Here is a 14555-nt window from a genome sequence, read left to right on the forward strand (position 1 = left end):
GTATGAAGATAGTAAAAAGAGCTTTAACATTTGAAGATGTGCTTTTAGTGCCTCAGTATTCTGAAATTTTACCAAAAGATGTGGATTTAAGGACTAAATTTAGTAGAAATATCGATTTAAATATCCCTTTAGTAAGTGCTGCTATGGACACTGTTACTGAGTATAGAACGGCGATTATGATGGCTAGACTTGGTGGAATTGGCGTGATTCATAAAAATATGGATGTTCAAACTCAAGCTAGAATGGTAAAAAGAGTCAAAAAAAGCGAGAGTGGCGTTATAATCGATCCGATTTTCATAAAAGCTGGCGCTACTATAAAAGATGCGCTTGATATCATGAGTGAGTATAGAATTTCAGGAGTTCCAGTAGTTGATGATAATGGAATTTTAATCGGCATTTTGACAAACAGAGATTTGCGATTTGAGACTGAATTTAACGCTCTTGTTGGCGATAAGATGACAAAAGCACCACTAATCACAGCTCCAAAAGGTTGCACGCTTGATGATGCTGAGAAAATTTTTAGAAGCAACAAAGTAGAAAAACTCCCGATTGTCGATGAGCATGGCAAACTTGATGGACTAATTACAATCAAAGATCTTAAAAAAAGAGTTGAGTATCCAAATTCAAACAAAGATCAATATGGTCGCTTAAGAGTAGCGGCTGCTATAAGTGTTGGACATCTTGATAGGGCAAAAGCTTTGGTTGAAGCTGGTGTTGATGTGCTTGTTATGGACTCAGCGCACGGACATTCAAAAGGCATAATCGATACTTTAAAAGAGTTAAAGAGAAATTTTGATGTTGATGTTGTAGTAGGAAATGTCGCAAATCCGGCAAGCGTTAAAGACTTAGCACAAGCTGGAGCAGACGCTATAAAAGTAGGAATCGGACCAGGAAGCATATGCACGACTAGAATAGTAGCTGGAGTTGGAGTTCCGCAAATTACAGCGATTAGCGATTGCGCTGATGAAGCCAAGAAATACGGCATTCCAGTCATCGCAGATGGTGGTATAAAATACTCTGGTGATGTAGCAAAAGCTCTTGCTGTTGGTGCAAGTTCAGTTATGATAGGAAGCTTGCTTGCAGGTTGCGATGAAAGCCCAGGGGATTTGATAACTTTCCAAGGAAGACAGTATAAAAGCTACCGTGGTATGGGCTCGCTAGGCGCTATGACAAAAGGAAGCGCTGATAGATACTTCCAAGAAGGAACTGCATCTGAAAAGCTAGTCCCAGAAGGCATTGAAGGGCGTGTTCCATATGCTGGACTTTTAAAAGAGGTGATTTATCAGCTAGTTGGTGGACTTAGAAGCTCGATGGGGTATTGTGGAAGCATAGACATACCAACTTATCAAGAAAAAGCAGAATTTGTTGAGATAACAAGTGCGGGTCTAAAAGAGAGCCACGTTCATGATGTTATCATCACAAAAGAGGCGCCAAACTATAGAGTTGATTAGTGAAGATAGAGACTAAAATAGAGCATTTTAACGAGCCGCTTTACTTAGAGAGCGGCCGGATTTTCTCCTCTTTTAAACTCGCTTATGAAACTTATGGCGAGTTAAATGCCGATAAATCAAACGCAGTTGTAGTTTGTCATGCACTAACTGGAAGCCATCACGCAGCAGGGCGTTATGATGGAGATACAAAAGCTGGTTGGTGGGATAGCTTAATAGGCGATGGTAAGGCGGTTGATACAACAAAATATTTTGTTATTTGTGTAAATATCATCTCAAGCCCATTTGGTTCAACTTGCCCACTAGATATAGATGAAAGTAGAGGCAAAGAGTATAGGATGCGCTTTCCTGTAGTCGTGATAAGCGATGTGGTAAATGCGCAAAGAAGGCTTTTTGAGCGTCTTGGGATAAAAAAGGCTCACGCGATAATAGGTGGAAGTTTAGGTGGAATGCAAGCGCTTTGTTTTGCGATTGAGCATAGTGACTTTTGCGACCGAGTTATCGCACTAGCTACGACTTATGCTACTCAAGCATGGGCGATAGCGTTTAACAAAATCGCCATTGAGGGCATTTTAAATGATCCAAATTTTGATAATGGAAATTATGATAAAGAAGCGATTAAAGAAAATGGCTTAACTGGCATGGCGATTGGTAGGATGGCAGGACATATCAGCTTTTTAAGTCCACACTCAACTAAGAGTAAATTTGATAGGAAGTATGTCGATACAGATGGACTTTACGAGCTAAAGGGGCGATTTGAGGTTGATAGATATATGGAGTATAATGGCTATAACTTCTCAAAGCGTTTTGATCCATTATGCTATCTTTATATCGCAAAGATGATGAATGTCTTTGACTGCACTCGCCATTATGATAGTTTAAAAGACGCGCTTGCTCCAATTAAAGCAAAGCTAACTTTGATATCTTTTAGCGGCGATATGCTTTTTATGCCTCGCGAGATGAGAGAAATTTATGATAGTTTGGTTGATATGGGGCGTAAAAATATGGTCGAATATATCGATATAAGTAGCGATTATGGGCATGATGCGTTTTTGGTTGAAGTTGAAAAATTTGATTTTTATATAAAAAGGGCGTTAGAATGGAAAAAGTAGAAAACAAAGAGAGCTTTGAAGCAAAGCTAGAAAAGATAAATTTAGTTTTAGAAGAGCTAAAAAAAGAAGATTTAAATTTAAACGATAGCGTTAAGTTATACAAAGATGGCGTTAAACTTTTAAAAGAGGCAAAAGAGATTTTAAACGATGCGAAGCTTGAAGTTTATGAAGTAGAAAGCGATGATGAGTAAAATTTGCTTAATCCAGCTTCCAACTTTATCGATGAGTGAGGCTAGGATTGATTATTATATACGCATAGTAAAGGAAAATGGCGCGAATTTAGCTGTTCTTGGCGAATACGTGCTAAATAGCTTTTTTACCGAACTTTTAAAAATGCCAAAAACTTTGATAAAAGAGCAAATTTCACACAAAAAAGAGCTTATGAGTGAGCTTGCAAAAAAGTATGATATAACTATAATTGCACCTTTTATCCTGCCAAAAGGCAAAGGTTTTATAAAAGGCGTGGCTAAATTTATGCCAAACAGCACTCGCTTTTGGGAGCAGAGTTTTTTGATAAACTATATGCATTGGGATGAAAAAAGCTTTTTTCTAAATCAAGATGAGAAGCTAAATTTGCCTATTTTTACGCATGAAAAGTTTAAATTTGGAGTTTTGTCTGGCTTTGAAGCGCACTTTGATGTGTGTTGGCAAGAGTTAATGAAAGCCGGAGTGGACGTGGTTTTAGTACCAACTGCTTCGACATTTGAGTCAAATTTGCGTTGGCAAGAGATGCTTAAAACAAGAGCTTTTACAAATTTAGTCTATGTTTTAAGAGTAAACCGCGTGGGCAAGGCAAAATTTGGCGATGAGGTTTGTGAGTTTTATGGAGATAGTTTTGCGATATCGCCAAATGGAGAAATCAGCAGTAGTTTAAAAAACGAAGAGGGAATTTTGCTTTTCGAGCTTTGTAAAAAAGAGCTAAAAGATGAGCGAAAGTTATGGAAATTTAGAGAAATTTTAAGTCAAAAAGGATTTATATGAGTGGTTATTTTACTCGCCAAATTCAGCTTTGGGGCGAGGAAACACAAAATTCGTTATCAAACAAAAAAGTTTTAATCATAGGAAGTGGCGGGCTTGGAAGTACTTTAGCTTACGCGCTTGGTGCAAGTGGAGTTGGAGAGATTCATGTTATTGACTTTGATAAAGTATCGCTTCATAATATTCATCGACAAATTCTTTTTAGTTTAAACGATGGGGATAAATTCAAAGCCCAAATTTTTAAAGAAAAGGTTGAAGCTCGCTATGATGGTGTTAAAGTTGTGCCGTATTTAGTTAAATTTGATGAGTTTGTTAAGACTAACACAATTAAATTTGACCTTATCTTAGATGCGACAGATAACCTTGAAACAAGAGCTTCGATAAATAAATTTGCTAAAGCAACAAAAACGCCTTGGATATACGCTTCAGTTGAAGCATGGCATGGACAAGTTTGCTTTATGGATAAGGCAGATTTTAAGCCATTTGAAAAAACAGGGCTAAAACCAGCTGGTTTAACAGCTCCTATCGTTATGTTTGTATCAAGTTTTGAAGCGAATTTAGCTCTTCGTTATCTAGCAGGTTTGGAAGTGAAAAAAGATACTCTCCACTACCTTGATATAAGTAGCGGAGAGCTTAAAGTTAGTAAATTTAAGATGAACTAGTTTAAGTTAAAAGTCATCGACTTCATAGTATAAGGCTTGGTGAATGCATCATTTTTTATCTGCATTGAGCCTTTTACTTCAGGAGCTAACACATAGTATAAAAGATCAGCTTTTATACTTGTTGTTCCTGCTGGTATATCTATAGAAATCTCTCTTTTTTCAAGAGGTTTTAAAGTGCTATCTGATACTAGTCTATCAGCTGCGTATGATAGAGTTCTGCTTCCTATTTTATTTCTATAAACTTTTTCAAAGCCTATTTTATTGCTAGATAACTCTGTTGTTCCTTTTAAAAATTTTAGATTTAGCACTACGCTTCTACCACTAAATCCGCTTGGCAAGTTGTGTGTTGCAAGGTTTTCTATCTCTATGTTTGCTTTAGTGCTACCTATGACCTTAATGCCTAGATTTACATACTCTTTTAACTCTTTAGAATCATTTCTAATACCAGCAAAAAGGTGAGATCTTATCGTTCTTTTTTGGGCTAAATTTGGCTTCATATTTGGAGCTATAATCTCTTGTTTTAAAGAACCCATATGACAATCAACGCATCGTCTTGTATCATTTGTCGATTCTAGCTCTTTTCCAGTATCATAAACTGAGAGTTTGTTCTCAGTAGCTTGTCCTTGGTGGCAAGCAAGGCACAAGTCATTTCCAGTAACAAAGTAATCCCTAATCTCACTTTTATGAAAACCGGCTCTGTTGTTTGGATCTGTAAATGGTCCTACGATTGTATCATTTGGTATCCACTCAAGCACGTTAAATCCGACATCTTGATCGTTGTGTTTTTCTTTTATGCTATTTACGTTGTGACATACATAGCAACTTATACCATTTTGTATATGTTTAGCAGTTAGTGCTTTATCTATATGTTCGCTTTGCGTGGTTTCTAGCACAAAAGCTTTAGCTAGCATATAGTTTTCATCAAGTTCGCTTTCAGCTACTTCTAGTCTTGGGTTATGACAATCCCCACACTTAACTAAAACATTCTCATACGGTTGTCTAAGATCTCTTGCGACTATTTTTACTGCCTCATGATACAGCTCGTTTTTATCTGTATGCGACTTTGCGTGCAGGGACGTCATCCAGTCTTTAACTTGTTCTTGGTGACAGGCGCTACAGTTTGTAGGCGCTACAAATCTTTGAATGATTTTTGCATTTGAAAGCGTAACTGCTAAGAGTAAGATTAAAAAATATTTCATGAAACCTCTTTTATAAACATAAGTTATTTTGACGTAAAGTATACAATACTTTCAAAAAAATAACAATAGTAAGTGCTATTTATCACGATAAAATCTAAATTTTAAGTAGCTTTTAGGTAAAATATAGACTAAATTTTACAAAGGCATAAATTTGAAAAAAGTTCATTTTATAGGCATAGGCGGGATTGGAATTTCTGCTATTGCGAGGTTTTTAAAAGAGAGAGATTATATCATCACAGGTTCTGATATAAAAGAAAGTAACACTATAAAAAAGCTTAGAAACGAAGGAGTTGAGGTCGTTACTCCACACTGTAAAGATATCATAAAAGATCAAGATTTTGTCGTTTACTCAGCTGCTATTAAAGAAAATAATGTCGAAATAGCAGAAGCGAAGAAAAAGGGGATAAAATGCTTTTCAAGAAAAGAAATTTTACCTTTAGTGTTAAAAGACAAAAAGGTCTTTTCAGTAGCCGGAGCGCATGGTAAAAGCACCACTTCATCGATGCTTGCAAGCATTTTAGATGGTTCAGTTATAATAGGAGCTATTTCAAAACAGTTTGGCTCAAATATGAAGTATTTTGAGAGCGAAAATATCATCTTTGAAGCTGATGAGAGTGATAGTAGTTTTTTAAACTCAAACCCATATTTAGCCGTTGTAACAAACGCAGAACCAGAACATATGGAGCATTATGACTTTGATATTGAGAAATTTCACGCTGCTTATCGTGGCTTTTTAGAAAGGGCAAAAATTTGCGTTATAAATGCTGAAGATGAGTTTTTATCTACGATTAAAAAAGATTGTATTAAACTCTATCCAAGCCGCGATATAGAAAGCGTTAAGCTGGTTTTAAGAGAGTATCAGCCATATATAAGTTTTAACTTAAAAGGCTTAGGCAGGTTTGAGGTTTTTGGTATCGGCGAACATATCGCAATCGATGCAAGTCTTGCCATATTAGCGGCAAACTGCGAGGTTGGGCTAGAGAGCATTAGAAAAAGCTTGCTTGAGTATCGTGGGATTAAAAAAAGATTTGATATATTAGTGGCTAATAAAGACTTTGTTTTAATCGATGATTATGGACATCATCCAACCGAGATAAAAGCGACTTTAAAAAGCGTTAAAGAGTATGCGAATTTGCTTGGTATTAGTAAAATCACAGCTATTTTTCAACCACACCGCTACACAAGGTTAAAAGCAAATTTAGAAGGCTTTAAAGAGTGTTTTAAAGAGGCTGATGATTTAGTTATTTTACCAGTTTATTCGGCTGGAGAAAGTGATAATGGGATTGATTTAAGAGCCGAGTTTAAAGAGCTTAAACCGCTTTTTACAGACAGGGTAAAAAGAGATAATCAAAGCATTGAGTTTTATGACAACTTTGGCGTAAAACACCTGCTTGATGATGGCATAGTTATCGGATTTGGTGCTGGAGATATCACTTATCAGTTAAGAGGAGATTTATGAGATATATAATCGCTATAGTTTTGTTGCTTTTTATCATCGTGCTTTTTAGTGTAGATGATGAAAAACTTAGCAAAAAGGTCAAATTTAGTATAGTTGGAATTTTGGCATTTATTGCTGTGTTTGGATACTTTTATGAGGGTTTTGTCGAGAAAAAAAGCCTAAATTTACAAGAGATAGCCTTAAGTTTTAACCAAAACAAAACTTTAGTTTGCAAAGGTTATGATATAAACCAAACAAATTTTAACTTCTCTTATGCAACTTCGAGTTTTATAGCTAAAAAGGGCGTTAGCGATAAATTTAAAGATGTTATGGTAGATGCAAAGGACTGCAAAATAAAAGATGAAAAGTAGTATTTTTACTAAGCTTGATTTAGATGAGTATTTAAATAACTTTAACTTATATCTTGCAAGACAAAAGCCCCTTTTTGTAGAAGGCGATAGCAAGATAAATTATGAAAAAATTTTAGAACTTGCTAAATTTGACTTTAAACCTTGCCAAAGCGTGGCGAATTTAGATGATTCGTTGATGAGAGTCTCAAAACAAGGCGTTTTGCATATCAGTGAGATTTATGAATTCAGTAAAATTTTTAACTATTTTAACTATATAAAAAAGATTAAATTTCAAGGCAGGCTTCTTGAGTGGCTTACAAAGATAGTAATCCCGCAAAATGTTGGCGAAGTGGCGTTGTATTTTGATGAAAAAGGCGAGTTTAAAGATAGTATTGATGAGCGGTTTTACGCACTAAAAGAGGCATATAAGATAAAAAAAGATGAGATAAATAGCGAACTTAAACGTCTAATTTATTCAAAAAGCATAACTCCATATCTAGTTGATACACAAATTCACTATATAAACGATAGTGAGGCACTTTTGGTGCGTGGTGGTTTTAATCATGTTTTAAAAGGCACAGTTGTAGCAAGAAGTAGTGGTGGATACTTTTATGTGATGCCAGCAAACATCTCGCGCCTTAAATCCGAGCAAGCAAGCATAATGGATAAAAAAGAGGAGATTGTGCATGAGCATTGCAAAAAAATAAGTCAAATTTTTAGTAAAAATCTCTTGTTTTTAAAATTTATAAACCAAGCTTTTGACCAACTTGACGCGCTTTGTGCAAGGGCATTTTTAGCTAGAGCAAAGGACTATGAGTTTGTTTTAGCTGATAGCTCAAGAGATATTATCATCAAAGATTTTGCCCATCCAGCGCTTAAAAATCCAAAGCGAGTTAGTATAGATTTTAGTAAAAAAGTGCTTTTAATCACCGGAGTAAACGCTGGTGGGAAAAGTATGCTTTTAAAGTCTATTTTAACAGCGTCTTTGCTCTCAAAGTATCTTTTGCCTATGCCTATACGCGCAAACGAGTCTAAAATAGGCACTTTTAAAGAGTTTGAACTTATCATGGAAGATCCACAAAGCGTGAAAAATGATATTTCAACTTTTGCTGGAAGAATGCTTAGCTTTTCTAAACTTTTTGGTAGAAAAAATTTAATCATCGGAGTCGATGAAATCGAGCTTGGAACAGACTTTGAAGAGGCTGCTAGTTTATATAGTGTGCTTATAAAAAGGCTTGCTCAAAATGATGTTAAAATCATCATCACAACGCACCACAAACGACTTGCCATGCTACTTGCAAAAGATAGCGAAGTCGAACTTGTAGCAGCGCTTTATGATGAAAACTTAGGAGTGCCTAAATTCGAATTTTTAAAAGGGACAATCGGCAAATCATACGCCTTTGAAACAGCTTTAAGATACGGGATTTCGCCGACTTTTGTAAGTGAGGCTAAAAAAGCATATGGAGAAGATAAAGAGAACTTAAATGAGGCGATTTCAAAAGCTATAAATTTAGAGTTAAAGCTAAGAGAAAAGCTTGATGAAACGAACAAAAAAGAGCAAAAGCTTGATTCGCTGCTTGAGGGCTTTAAAAATCAAAAAGAGAAATTTGAAGATGAGCAAAAAGCGGTTATTTCTCGCCTTGAAACACAGTATTATCACGCTATAAGCGAGGCAAAAAGAAGTGTAAATTTACAAGATACTAAGGATAAACAACGCTCAATCAACAAAGCAAATGAGCTTATAAAAGCGGTAATCAAGCCTGAAATCATATCCAAAGATGAAAATTATAAAATCGGCGATAGGGTAAAATATGAAAAAATCAAAGGCGAAATTATCTCCCTTAGCAAGACAGATGCGACCATTTTAAGCGATGGTATTAAACTTAGAGTTCCGATTAAGCTTCTTAAACGAAGCGGAAACCAGCCGGTAATTAAGACAAGTTCTGTTAGCATAAAAGTAGCAAAACCGCAAAGTGCTAGCGTTGTTTTAGACTTGCACGGTTTAAGAGCGGAAGAGGCGATAGAAAAGCTTGATAAATTTATCTCTGATAGCCTTGTAATGGGCTTTGATGAGGTTATAGTAAAACATGGTATGGGAACTGGAAAACTTGCTTTTGCGGTTAAAGAGTTTTTAAAAACTCATCCAAGCGTTGTATCTTTTCGCGATGGAACGCCAAACGAGGGTGGTTTTGGCTCAAAGATTATAAAATTTTAGGAGAGGAATTTGGAGGCTTTTTTAAAAGGGATTATGCTAGGTTGGGGTGTTTCTGTGCCGATTGGTCCGGTGAATGTGCTTATTATGTCTTATGCGCTTAAAAGCTACACTCAAGCCCTTGCTTTAGGGCTTGGAGCGATGAGTGCGGACGCGCTTTATTTGATTTTACTTAGTTTTGGTATGCTTGAGTTTTTAAACTATCCGACTTTTTTTAGCGTTCTTGCGGTTTGTGGGGCGATTTATCTAAGCTATATGGCGTATGATATCTATAAAAACGCTAGTAATGTCATAGCGCCACAACAAGATGTTAAATTTACCTCTCATACAAAAACTTTTATAAAGGGCTTTTTTCTAAATATCACAAACCCTTATGTTATCATGTTTTGGCTAAGCATAGCAACCGTTACAGCAAGTATAGAAGGAAGTTTTGTGCTAGCTCTTTTAGGGCTTGTGGCTGGAATTTTAAGCTGGATAACGCTCTTTCCGCTAGCCATTTATAAAAGTAGAAATCTAATAGGCGCAAAAGCTTCAAAAATGCTATCGTATTTTTCAGCTATAATTTTGCTGTTTTTTGCATTTTTGCTTATATATGAAAAATTTATTAAAGGAAGCTAAATGGAAGTTATAGAAATCTTAAAAGAGTTATTAAAATTTAGATCTATCACGCCAGATGACGATGGTGCATTAAACTACATAGCCTTGCTTTTGCCAGAGTTTGAGTCTAAATTTATAGAGAAAAATGGCGTTAGAAATCTTTTCTTAAAACGTAAATTTGGCGATGGAATTCATCTTTGTTTTGCAGGACATATCGATGTAGTGCCTCCTGGAGATGGTTGGAGTAGTGAGCCATTTAAGCCGGTTTTAAAAGATGGAAAACTTTATGCTCGTGGCGCTCAAGATATGAAAAGTGGCGTAGCTGCGATGATATCAGCACTTATAGATAGCGATGAGTTTAATGGCACATTAAGTTTGCTTTTAACTAGTGATGAAGAAGGAGACGCACTTTATGGCACGCTAGAAGTTTTAAAATGGCTTAAAGAGGTGGGCGAGTTGCCAGAGTATGCCGTTGTTGCCGAGCCAACAAGCGATAAGGTCATGGGCGATACCCTAAAAATCGGCAGGCGTGGCTCTATAAATGGAGTTTTAAAGATAAATGGCAAGCAAGGACACGCCGCATATCCAAGCAAATGCATAAACCCAGTCCACATCTTAGCTTCTCATTTTAACGAGTTTGCGGGGTATGAACTTGATGATGGTGGAGAGTTTTTCCAACCAAGCAAGATAGTTATAACCGATATAAGAGGCGGTATGGAGGTAACAAACGTAACTCCAGAGTCTGTAAAAGTGATGTTTAATGTGCGAAACTCAAATCTAACCGATATGAAAAAGGTTAAAGAATATATAGAAAACCTATATAAAGGGTATGATATTAGCTTAGAGTTAAAGAGTTCGGCGCGCCCGTTTTTAACTTCAAAAGACTCAAATTTAGTTAAATTTATGCAAAGTTCAGTGGATAAAATTTGCGAAATCTCGCCAGAGCTTAGCACAAGTGGAGGAACTAGCGATGCTAGGTATTTTGCTGAATTTGGTGTTGATGTGGTTGAGTTTGGTGTGATAAATGACACGATTCACGCAGTTGATGAGAGAGTTGGCGTCGATGAGGTAGAAAAACTTTACCTTGTTTTTAAAGATTTAATAACAAATTTAAAGGAAGATTGATGAAAATAGTTCACACAAATGCCGCTCCAGCAGCGATCGGACCTTACTCACAAGGAGTTGTTGCAAATGGCTTTTTATTTACCTCTGGACAAATTCCACTAAAGCCAAATGGCGAGTTAGTAGGCGGAAGTATAGAGGAGCAAACAACGCAAGTTATGGCAAATTTAGAAGCCATCTTAAAAGAGGCTGGAGTGAGCTTTAACGATGTTGTAAAAACTGTGATATTTTTAGATGATATGGCTGACTTTGCAAAAGTTAATGAAGTTTATGCGAAGTATTTTAGCCAAAACAAACCAGCTCGTAGCACTGTAGCGGTTAAAAGTCTACCTAAAAATGTCTTAATCGAAATCGAAGTCATAGCTCAAATTTCTTAAGCCAAAATTTGGCGTAGACAGCTATATTTTGGCTAGTTTTTAGCCAAAATATAGATGAAATTTTTGGTTTTTATTTCTCTTTTGTGGTTTATAAAACCGCAGCGGTAGAAAAAATCTAAAGCAGTTTTTATAAAAATTTACCAAATTTGACTTTTCCTACTACAAAATCTTTCAGATAAAATTAAATCGCCCAAGAAAAATTAAGAATTCGCAAAGTATCTTTTAAACATACAAATTTATAACCAAATTTAGTAAGAATTCTTATCTAATTTTAGAATTTTAGCTTTTAACAAAGATTGTATAAGCTAAAAAATTTATAAATAACAAAATTTTATCACGATAAAAATATATTTAACCTTATTTATATAATTAATTTATAATTTTAGAATTAAATTTATATTTTAAATAATTATTTTTATATTTATTATCTAATTCTTTATATTATTAAATTATATTTATGTAAATTTAAGTAGGTATTTATAATAAAAGATTTATAATAAATAAATTTATATTAAGGATAAAAGATGAAAAAGTTATTTTTCTGCATATTTTTCTTGTGTGCATCTATGGTGTTTGCGGAAACTTTGAAAACTATACAAGATAAAAAAGTCTTAAGAGTAGGAGTTTACGCAGAGCAACCGCCGTTTTCTACTAAGACAAGCGAAGGATATCAAGGCTTTGAAGTTGAGCTAGCACAAGCTTTAGCTAGTGGAATTTTTCCTAATGGTGGCGGTAAAATCGAGTTTATCAGCGTAAATGATGGCGATAGAATTCCGTTTTTGCAAAACGATACGGTAGATTTAGTCATTGCAACGATAACAAAAACACCAGAAAGAGAGAGGCTTATAGACTTTTCTATACCTTACTTCACCGTTAATACCGCTATTTTAACAAGAAAAGCAGATAAGATAACAAAGCTTTCCGACCTTGCTGACAAGACGATAATCGTAGAGAAAAACTCTATCGCAGAGGCGTATTTTGACGCAAAAGGATATAAACTTTTAACTTGCAGTGGTGCGATGAGTTGCTATAACTTACTAAAAAAAGGTCAAGGCGATGGCTTTGCTAACGATAACTTAATTGTGTTAGCATATCCAGTAATCGACAGCTCGGTTGAAATCGGCATCAAAAACATCGGTAGCACCGACCTTTTAGGTATCGGAGTCAAAAAAGGGAATCAAGAGTTGTTGGAATTTATAAACGCTGAACTTATCAAGCTAAGCAAGGGCGGCTTTTTCGCAAAAGCATTTAACGATACACTTGATCCATTTTACAAAGGAACAGCTGAGAAAAAATACTTCTTGCTTGATGATTTATACAGAATGTTTATGTAAAAGTCTAGCAAGTTTAACCTAAAACTAAACCAAGCAAATTTAGGCATTAAAAGCTTAAATTTGCTTTTTTCGCATTAGATTTATAACTGAAAGGCTAAAAAATGAGCGGAAGATAAAAGCTTTACAAATCCGTAAAATAGGCAAAATAAATACTTTACTTATGTCTTGGTAATAAATTTAAGTAGTTATTTATAAGAAAACTTTTATAATTACTAAAATTTTTATAAAGGATATAAATGAAGAAGATACTTTTTTGTATATTTTTACTGTCTGCATCTATGATGTTTGCAGAAAATTTAAAAACTATACAAGATAAAAAAGTTCTAAGAGTTGGAGTTTTTGCAGAGCAACCTCCTTTTTCTACTAAGACAAGCGATGGATATCAAGGCTTTGAAGTTGAGTTAGCACAAGCTTTAGCTAGTGGAATTTTCCCTGATGGTGGAGGTAAAATCGAATTTATCGGAGTAAAAGCTAGCGATAGAATTACATTTTTACAAAACAATACTATAGATTTATTGATTGCAACACTAACAAAAACACCAGAAAGAGAGGAACTTATAGACTTTTCTATACCTTATTTTACTGTTAATCTTGCCATTTTAACAAGAAAAGCAGATAAGATAACACAACTTTCTGATCTTGCTGACAAGACAATAATCGTAGAGAAAAACTCTATAGCTGAGAAATATTTCGACTCTAAAGGATACAAACTCGTAACTTGCAACTCTGCTATGAATTGTTATAATCTATTAAAAGAGGGTAAGGGCGATGGGTTTGTTAATGATAATTTGATTGTTTTGGCATATCCAGTAATAGACAGCTCGGTAGAAATAGGGGTGAAAAATATCGGAAGTACTGATTTGTTAGGTATCGGAGTTCAAAAAGGAAACCAAGAATTGCTTAAGATAGTTAACTCTGAACTTATCAAACTAAGCAAGGGCGGCTTTTTCGCAAAAGCATTTAACGATACGCTTGATCCATTTTACAAAGGAACAGCTGAGAAAAAATACTTCTTGCTTGATGATTTATACAGAATGTTTATGTAAAAGTCTAGCAAGTTTAAACTAAAACTAAAACAAGCAAATTTAGGCATTAAAAGCTTAAATTTGCTTTTTTAAAGTTTGCAAGTAGTCGAACAAAAAAAGATAGAATTTTATAAATATTTTAGTGAAAAACTCGCAGTTGTCATTTGCGAAGATTTTTGACACCGCTTTAAATGTTAGGTAGATTTTATATGGTTTTTGCTATTTTTAAAGTATTGACTAAGGGCTTAAATTTAACATTTTTGCAAAAGTATCTTGATGTGATAAATATGGCTGTTATTCATAAAGTATTTTTTACTTTAGTGAATTTAAAGATATTGAGCGCAAAGTAGATTTAGCATTTTTATAAAATTATTTTTAAATTTATGGTGTTATTTGTAAAGTATTTTAACCACAAAAACAACCAACGCAAGAGAGATTTACTACTGCAAATGTTTTAGCGCGATAACAAGCTAAAAAACGTGGTAAAATTTACAGTTGCTATTTGCAAAGTATTATTAGAACTTAAATTTAGCATTTCACAAAAGTATTTTACAAATATTTTAACATCAAAATAAAATGCTAATTTATCATTAAATCATTTTAAGCACTGACAAAACATGGCAAAATTTAACACTATCCATTAAATATTTTGGCACTAAAATATGCAAAATCTATAAAGTTGTAATTTATACTTTCAAGTA

Annotated in this window: 14 protein-coding genes; 13 read left to right on the forward strand and 1 reads right to left on the reverse strand. The window is 34.7% G+C overall.

Annotation, left to right across the window (positions count from 1 at the left end; translation table 11 throughout):
* The first annotated feature begins 2 nt into the window (after nucleotides 1-2).
* The 5 genes from guaB to CGEO_RS02665 are packed head-to-tail and all read left to right on the forward strand — an operon-like array spanning nucleotide 3 to nucleotide 4200.
* Complete coding sequence (gene guaB, locus CGEO_RS02645; RefSeq protein ID WP_075494203.1) at nucleotides 3-1451, forward strand: IMP dehydrogenase; 1449 nt, start codon at nucleotides 3-5, stop codon at nucleotides 1449-1451.
* Nucleotides 1451-2560, forward strand: coding sequence for a homoserine O-acetyltransferase MetX (metX, locus tag CGEO_RS02650; RefSeq protein ID WP_075540274.1), 1110 nt, complete (start codon nucleotides 1451-1453; stop codon nucleotides 2558-2560). The genes guaB and metX overlap by 1 nt, the downstream gene beginning before the upstream one ends.
* A complete protein-coding gene (xseB, locus tag CGEO_RS02655; protein WP_075494205.1) occupies nucleotides 2548-2751 on the forward strand; it encodes an exodeoxyribonuclease VII small subunit in 204 nt (67 codons plus the stop codon). The genes metX and xseB overlap by 13 nt, the downstream gene beginning before the upstream one ends.
* Nucleotides 2744-3541, forward strand: a complete 798-nt coding sequence (locus CGEO_RS02660) for a carbon-nitrogen hydrolase family protein (protein ID WP_075540273.1) — start codon at nucleotides 2744-2746, stop codon at nucleotides 3539-3541. Before xseB ends, CGEO_RS02660 begins: the two co-directional genes overlap by 8 nt.
* A complete protein-coding gene (locus CGEO_RS02665) occupies nucleotides 3538-4200 on the forward strand; it encodes a HesA/MoeB/ThiF family protein (protein WP_075540272.1) in 663 nt (220 codons plus the stop codon). The genes CGEO_RS02660 and CGEO_RS02665 overlap by 4 nt, the downstream gene beginning before the upstream one ends.
* On the opposite strand, the gene CGEO_RS02670 is transcribed toward CGEO_RS02665, so the two are convergent.
* The gene (locus CGEO_RS02670) at nucleotides 4197-5399 is read right to left on the reverse strand and encodes a multiheme c-type cytochrome (protein ID WP_075531525.1); all 1203 of its coding nucleotides are present in this window, start codon (nucleotides 5397-5399) and stop codon (nucleotides 4197-4199) included. The genes CGEO_RS02665 and CGEO_RS02670 overlap by 4 nt on opposite strands.
* A gap of 151 nt (nucleotides 5400-5550) precedes the next feature.
* On the opposite strand from CGEO_RS02670, the gene murC reads away from it, so the two are divergent.
* The 8 genes from murC to CGEO_RS02710 all read left to right on the forward strand — a co-directional run bounded on the left by murC (nucleotide 5551) and on the right by CGEO_RS02710 (nucleotide 13875).
* Nucleotides 5551-6858 carry a UDP-N-acetylmuramate--L-alanine ligase gene (gene murC, locus CGEO_RS02675; RefSeq protein WP_075494209.1) on the forward strand — a complete coding sequence of 436 codons (1308 nt, stop codon included), beginning with the start codon at nucleotides 5551-5553 and terminating at the stop codon, nucleotides 6856-6858.
* Nucleotides 6855-7208: a hypothetical protein gene (locus CGEO_RS02680; RefSeq protein WP_075494210.1), complete on the forward strand. Its 354-nt coding sequence runs from the start codon at nucleotides 6855-6857 to the stop codon at nucleotides 7206-7208. The genes murC and CGEO_RS02680 overlap by 4 nt, the downstream gene beginning before the upstream one ends.
* Complete coding sequence (locus CGEO_RS02685; RefSeq protein ID WP_075540271.1) at nucleotides 7198-9402, forward strand: endonuclease MutS2; 2205 nt, start codon at nucleotides 7198-7200, stop codon at nucleotides 9400-9402. The genes CGEO_RS02680 and CGEO_RS02685 overlap by 11 nt, the downstream gene beginning before the upstream one ends.
* Before the next feature lie 9 nt (nucleotides 9403-9411).
* Nucleotides 9412-10017 carry a LysE family translocator gene (locus CGEO_RS02690; RefSeq protein WP_075494212.1) on the forward strand — a complete coding sequence of 202 codons (606 nt, stop codon included), beginning with the start codon at nucleotides 9412-9414 and terminating at the stop codon, nucleotides 10015-10017.
* Entirely contained in the window at nucleotides 10018-11121 is a 1104-nt protein-coding gene (gene dapE / locus CGEO_RS02695; protein WP_075540270.1) for a succinyl-diaminopimelate desuccinylase, read from the forward strand.
* Nucleotides 11121-11495, forward strand: a complete 375-nt coding sequence (locus tag CGEO_RS02700) for a RidA family protein (protein ID WP_075540269.1) — start codon at nucleotides 11121-11123, stop codon at nucleotides 11493-11495. Before dapE ends, CGEO_RS02700 begins: the two co-directional genes overlap by 1 nt.
* 524 nt (nucleotides 11496-12019) lie before the next feature.
* The gene (locus tag CGEO_RS02705; RefSeq protein WP_075494215.1) at nucleotides 12020-12829 is read left to right on the forward strand and encodes a transporter substrate-binding domain-containing protein; all 810 of its coding nucleotides are present in this window, start codon (nucleotides 12020-12022) and stop codon (nucleotides 12827-12829) included.
* Nucleotides 12830-13065: 236 nt separating this feature from the next.
* Nucleotides 13066-13875, forward strand: a complete 810-nt coding sequence (locus CGEO_RS02710; protein ID WP_075540268.1) for a transporter substrate-binding domain-containing protein — start codon at nucleotides 13066-13068, stop codon at nucleotides 13873-13875.
* The last annotated feature ends 680 nt before the right edge of the window (nucleotides 13876-14555 follow it).

Origin of the sequence: Campylobacter geochelonis (assembly GCF_013201685.1) — a bacterium.
Lineage (GTDB): Bacteria > Campylobacterota > Campylobacteria > Campylobacterales > Campylobacteraceae > Campylobacter_B > Campylobacter_B geochelonis.

Bases quoted from the DNA above. Each gene is read 5' to 3' on its own strand.
- CGEO_RS02710 (WP_075540268.1), top strand. From the start codon at position 13,066: ATGAAGAAGATACTTTTTTGTATATTTTTACTGTCTGCATCTATGATG.
- dapE (WP_075540270.1), top strand. From the start codon at position 10,018: ATGGAAGTTATAGAAATCTTAAAAGAGTTATTAAAATTTAGATCTATC.
- guaB (WP_075494203.1), top strand. From the start codon at position 3: ATGAAGATAGTAAAAAGAGCTTTAACATTTGAAGATGTGCTTTTAGTG.
- CGEO_RS02665 (WP_075540272.1), top strand. From the start codon at position 3,538: ATGAGTGGTTATTTTACTCGCCAAATTCAGCTTTGGGGCGAGGAAACA.
- CGEO_RS02685 (WP_075540271.1), top strand. From the start codon at position 7,198: ATGAAAAGTAGTATTTTTACTAAGCTTGATTTAGATGAGTATTTAAAT.
- CGEO_RS02680 (WP_075494210.1), top strand. From the start codon at position 6,855: ATGAGATATATAATCGCTATAGTTTTGTTGCTTTTTATCATCGTGCTT.
- CGEO_RS02660 (WP_075540273.1), top strand. From the start codon at position 2,744: ATGAGTAAAATTTGCTTAATCCAGCTTCCAACTTTATCGATGAGTGAG.
- CGEO_RS02700 (WP_075540269.1), top strand. From the start codon at position 11,121: ATGAAAATAGTTCACACAAATGCCGCTCCAGCAGCGATCGGACCTTAC.
- CGEO_RS02705 (WP_075494215.1), top strand. From the start codon at position 12,020: ATGAAAAAGTTATTTTTCTGCATATTTTTCTTGTGTGCATCTATGGTG.
- CGEO_RS02670 (WP_075531525.1), bottom strand. From the start codon at position 5,399: ATGAAATATTTTTTAATCTTACTCTTAGCAGTTACGCTTTCAAATGCA.
- xseB (WP_075494205.1), top strand. From the start codon at position 2,548: ATGGAAAAAGTAGAAAACAAAGAGAGCTTTGAAGCAAAGCTAGAAAAG.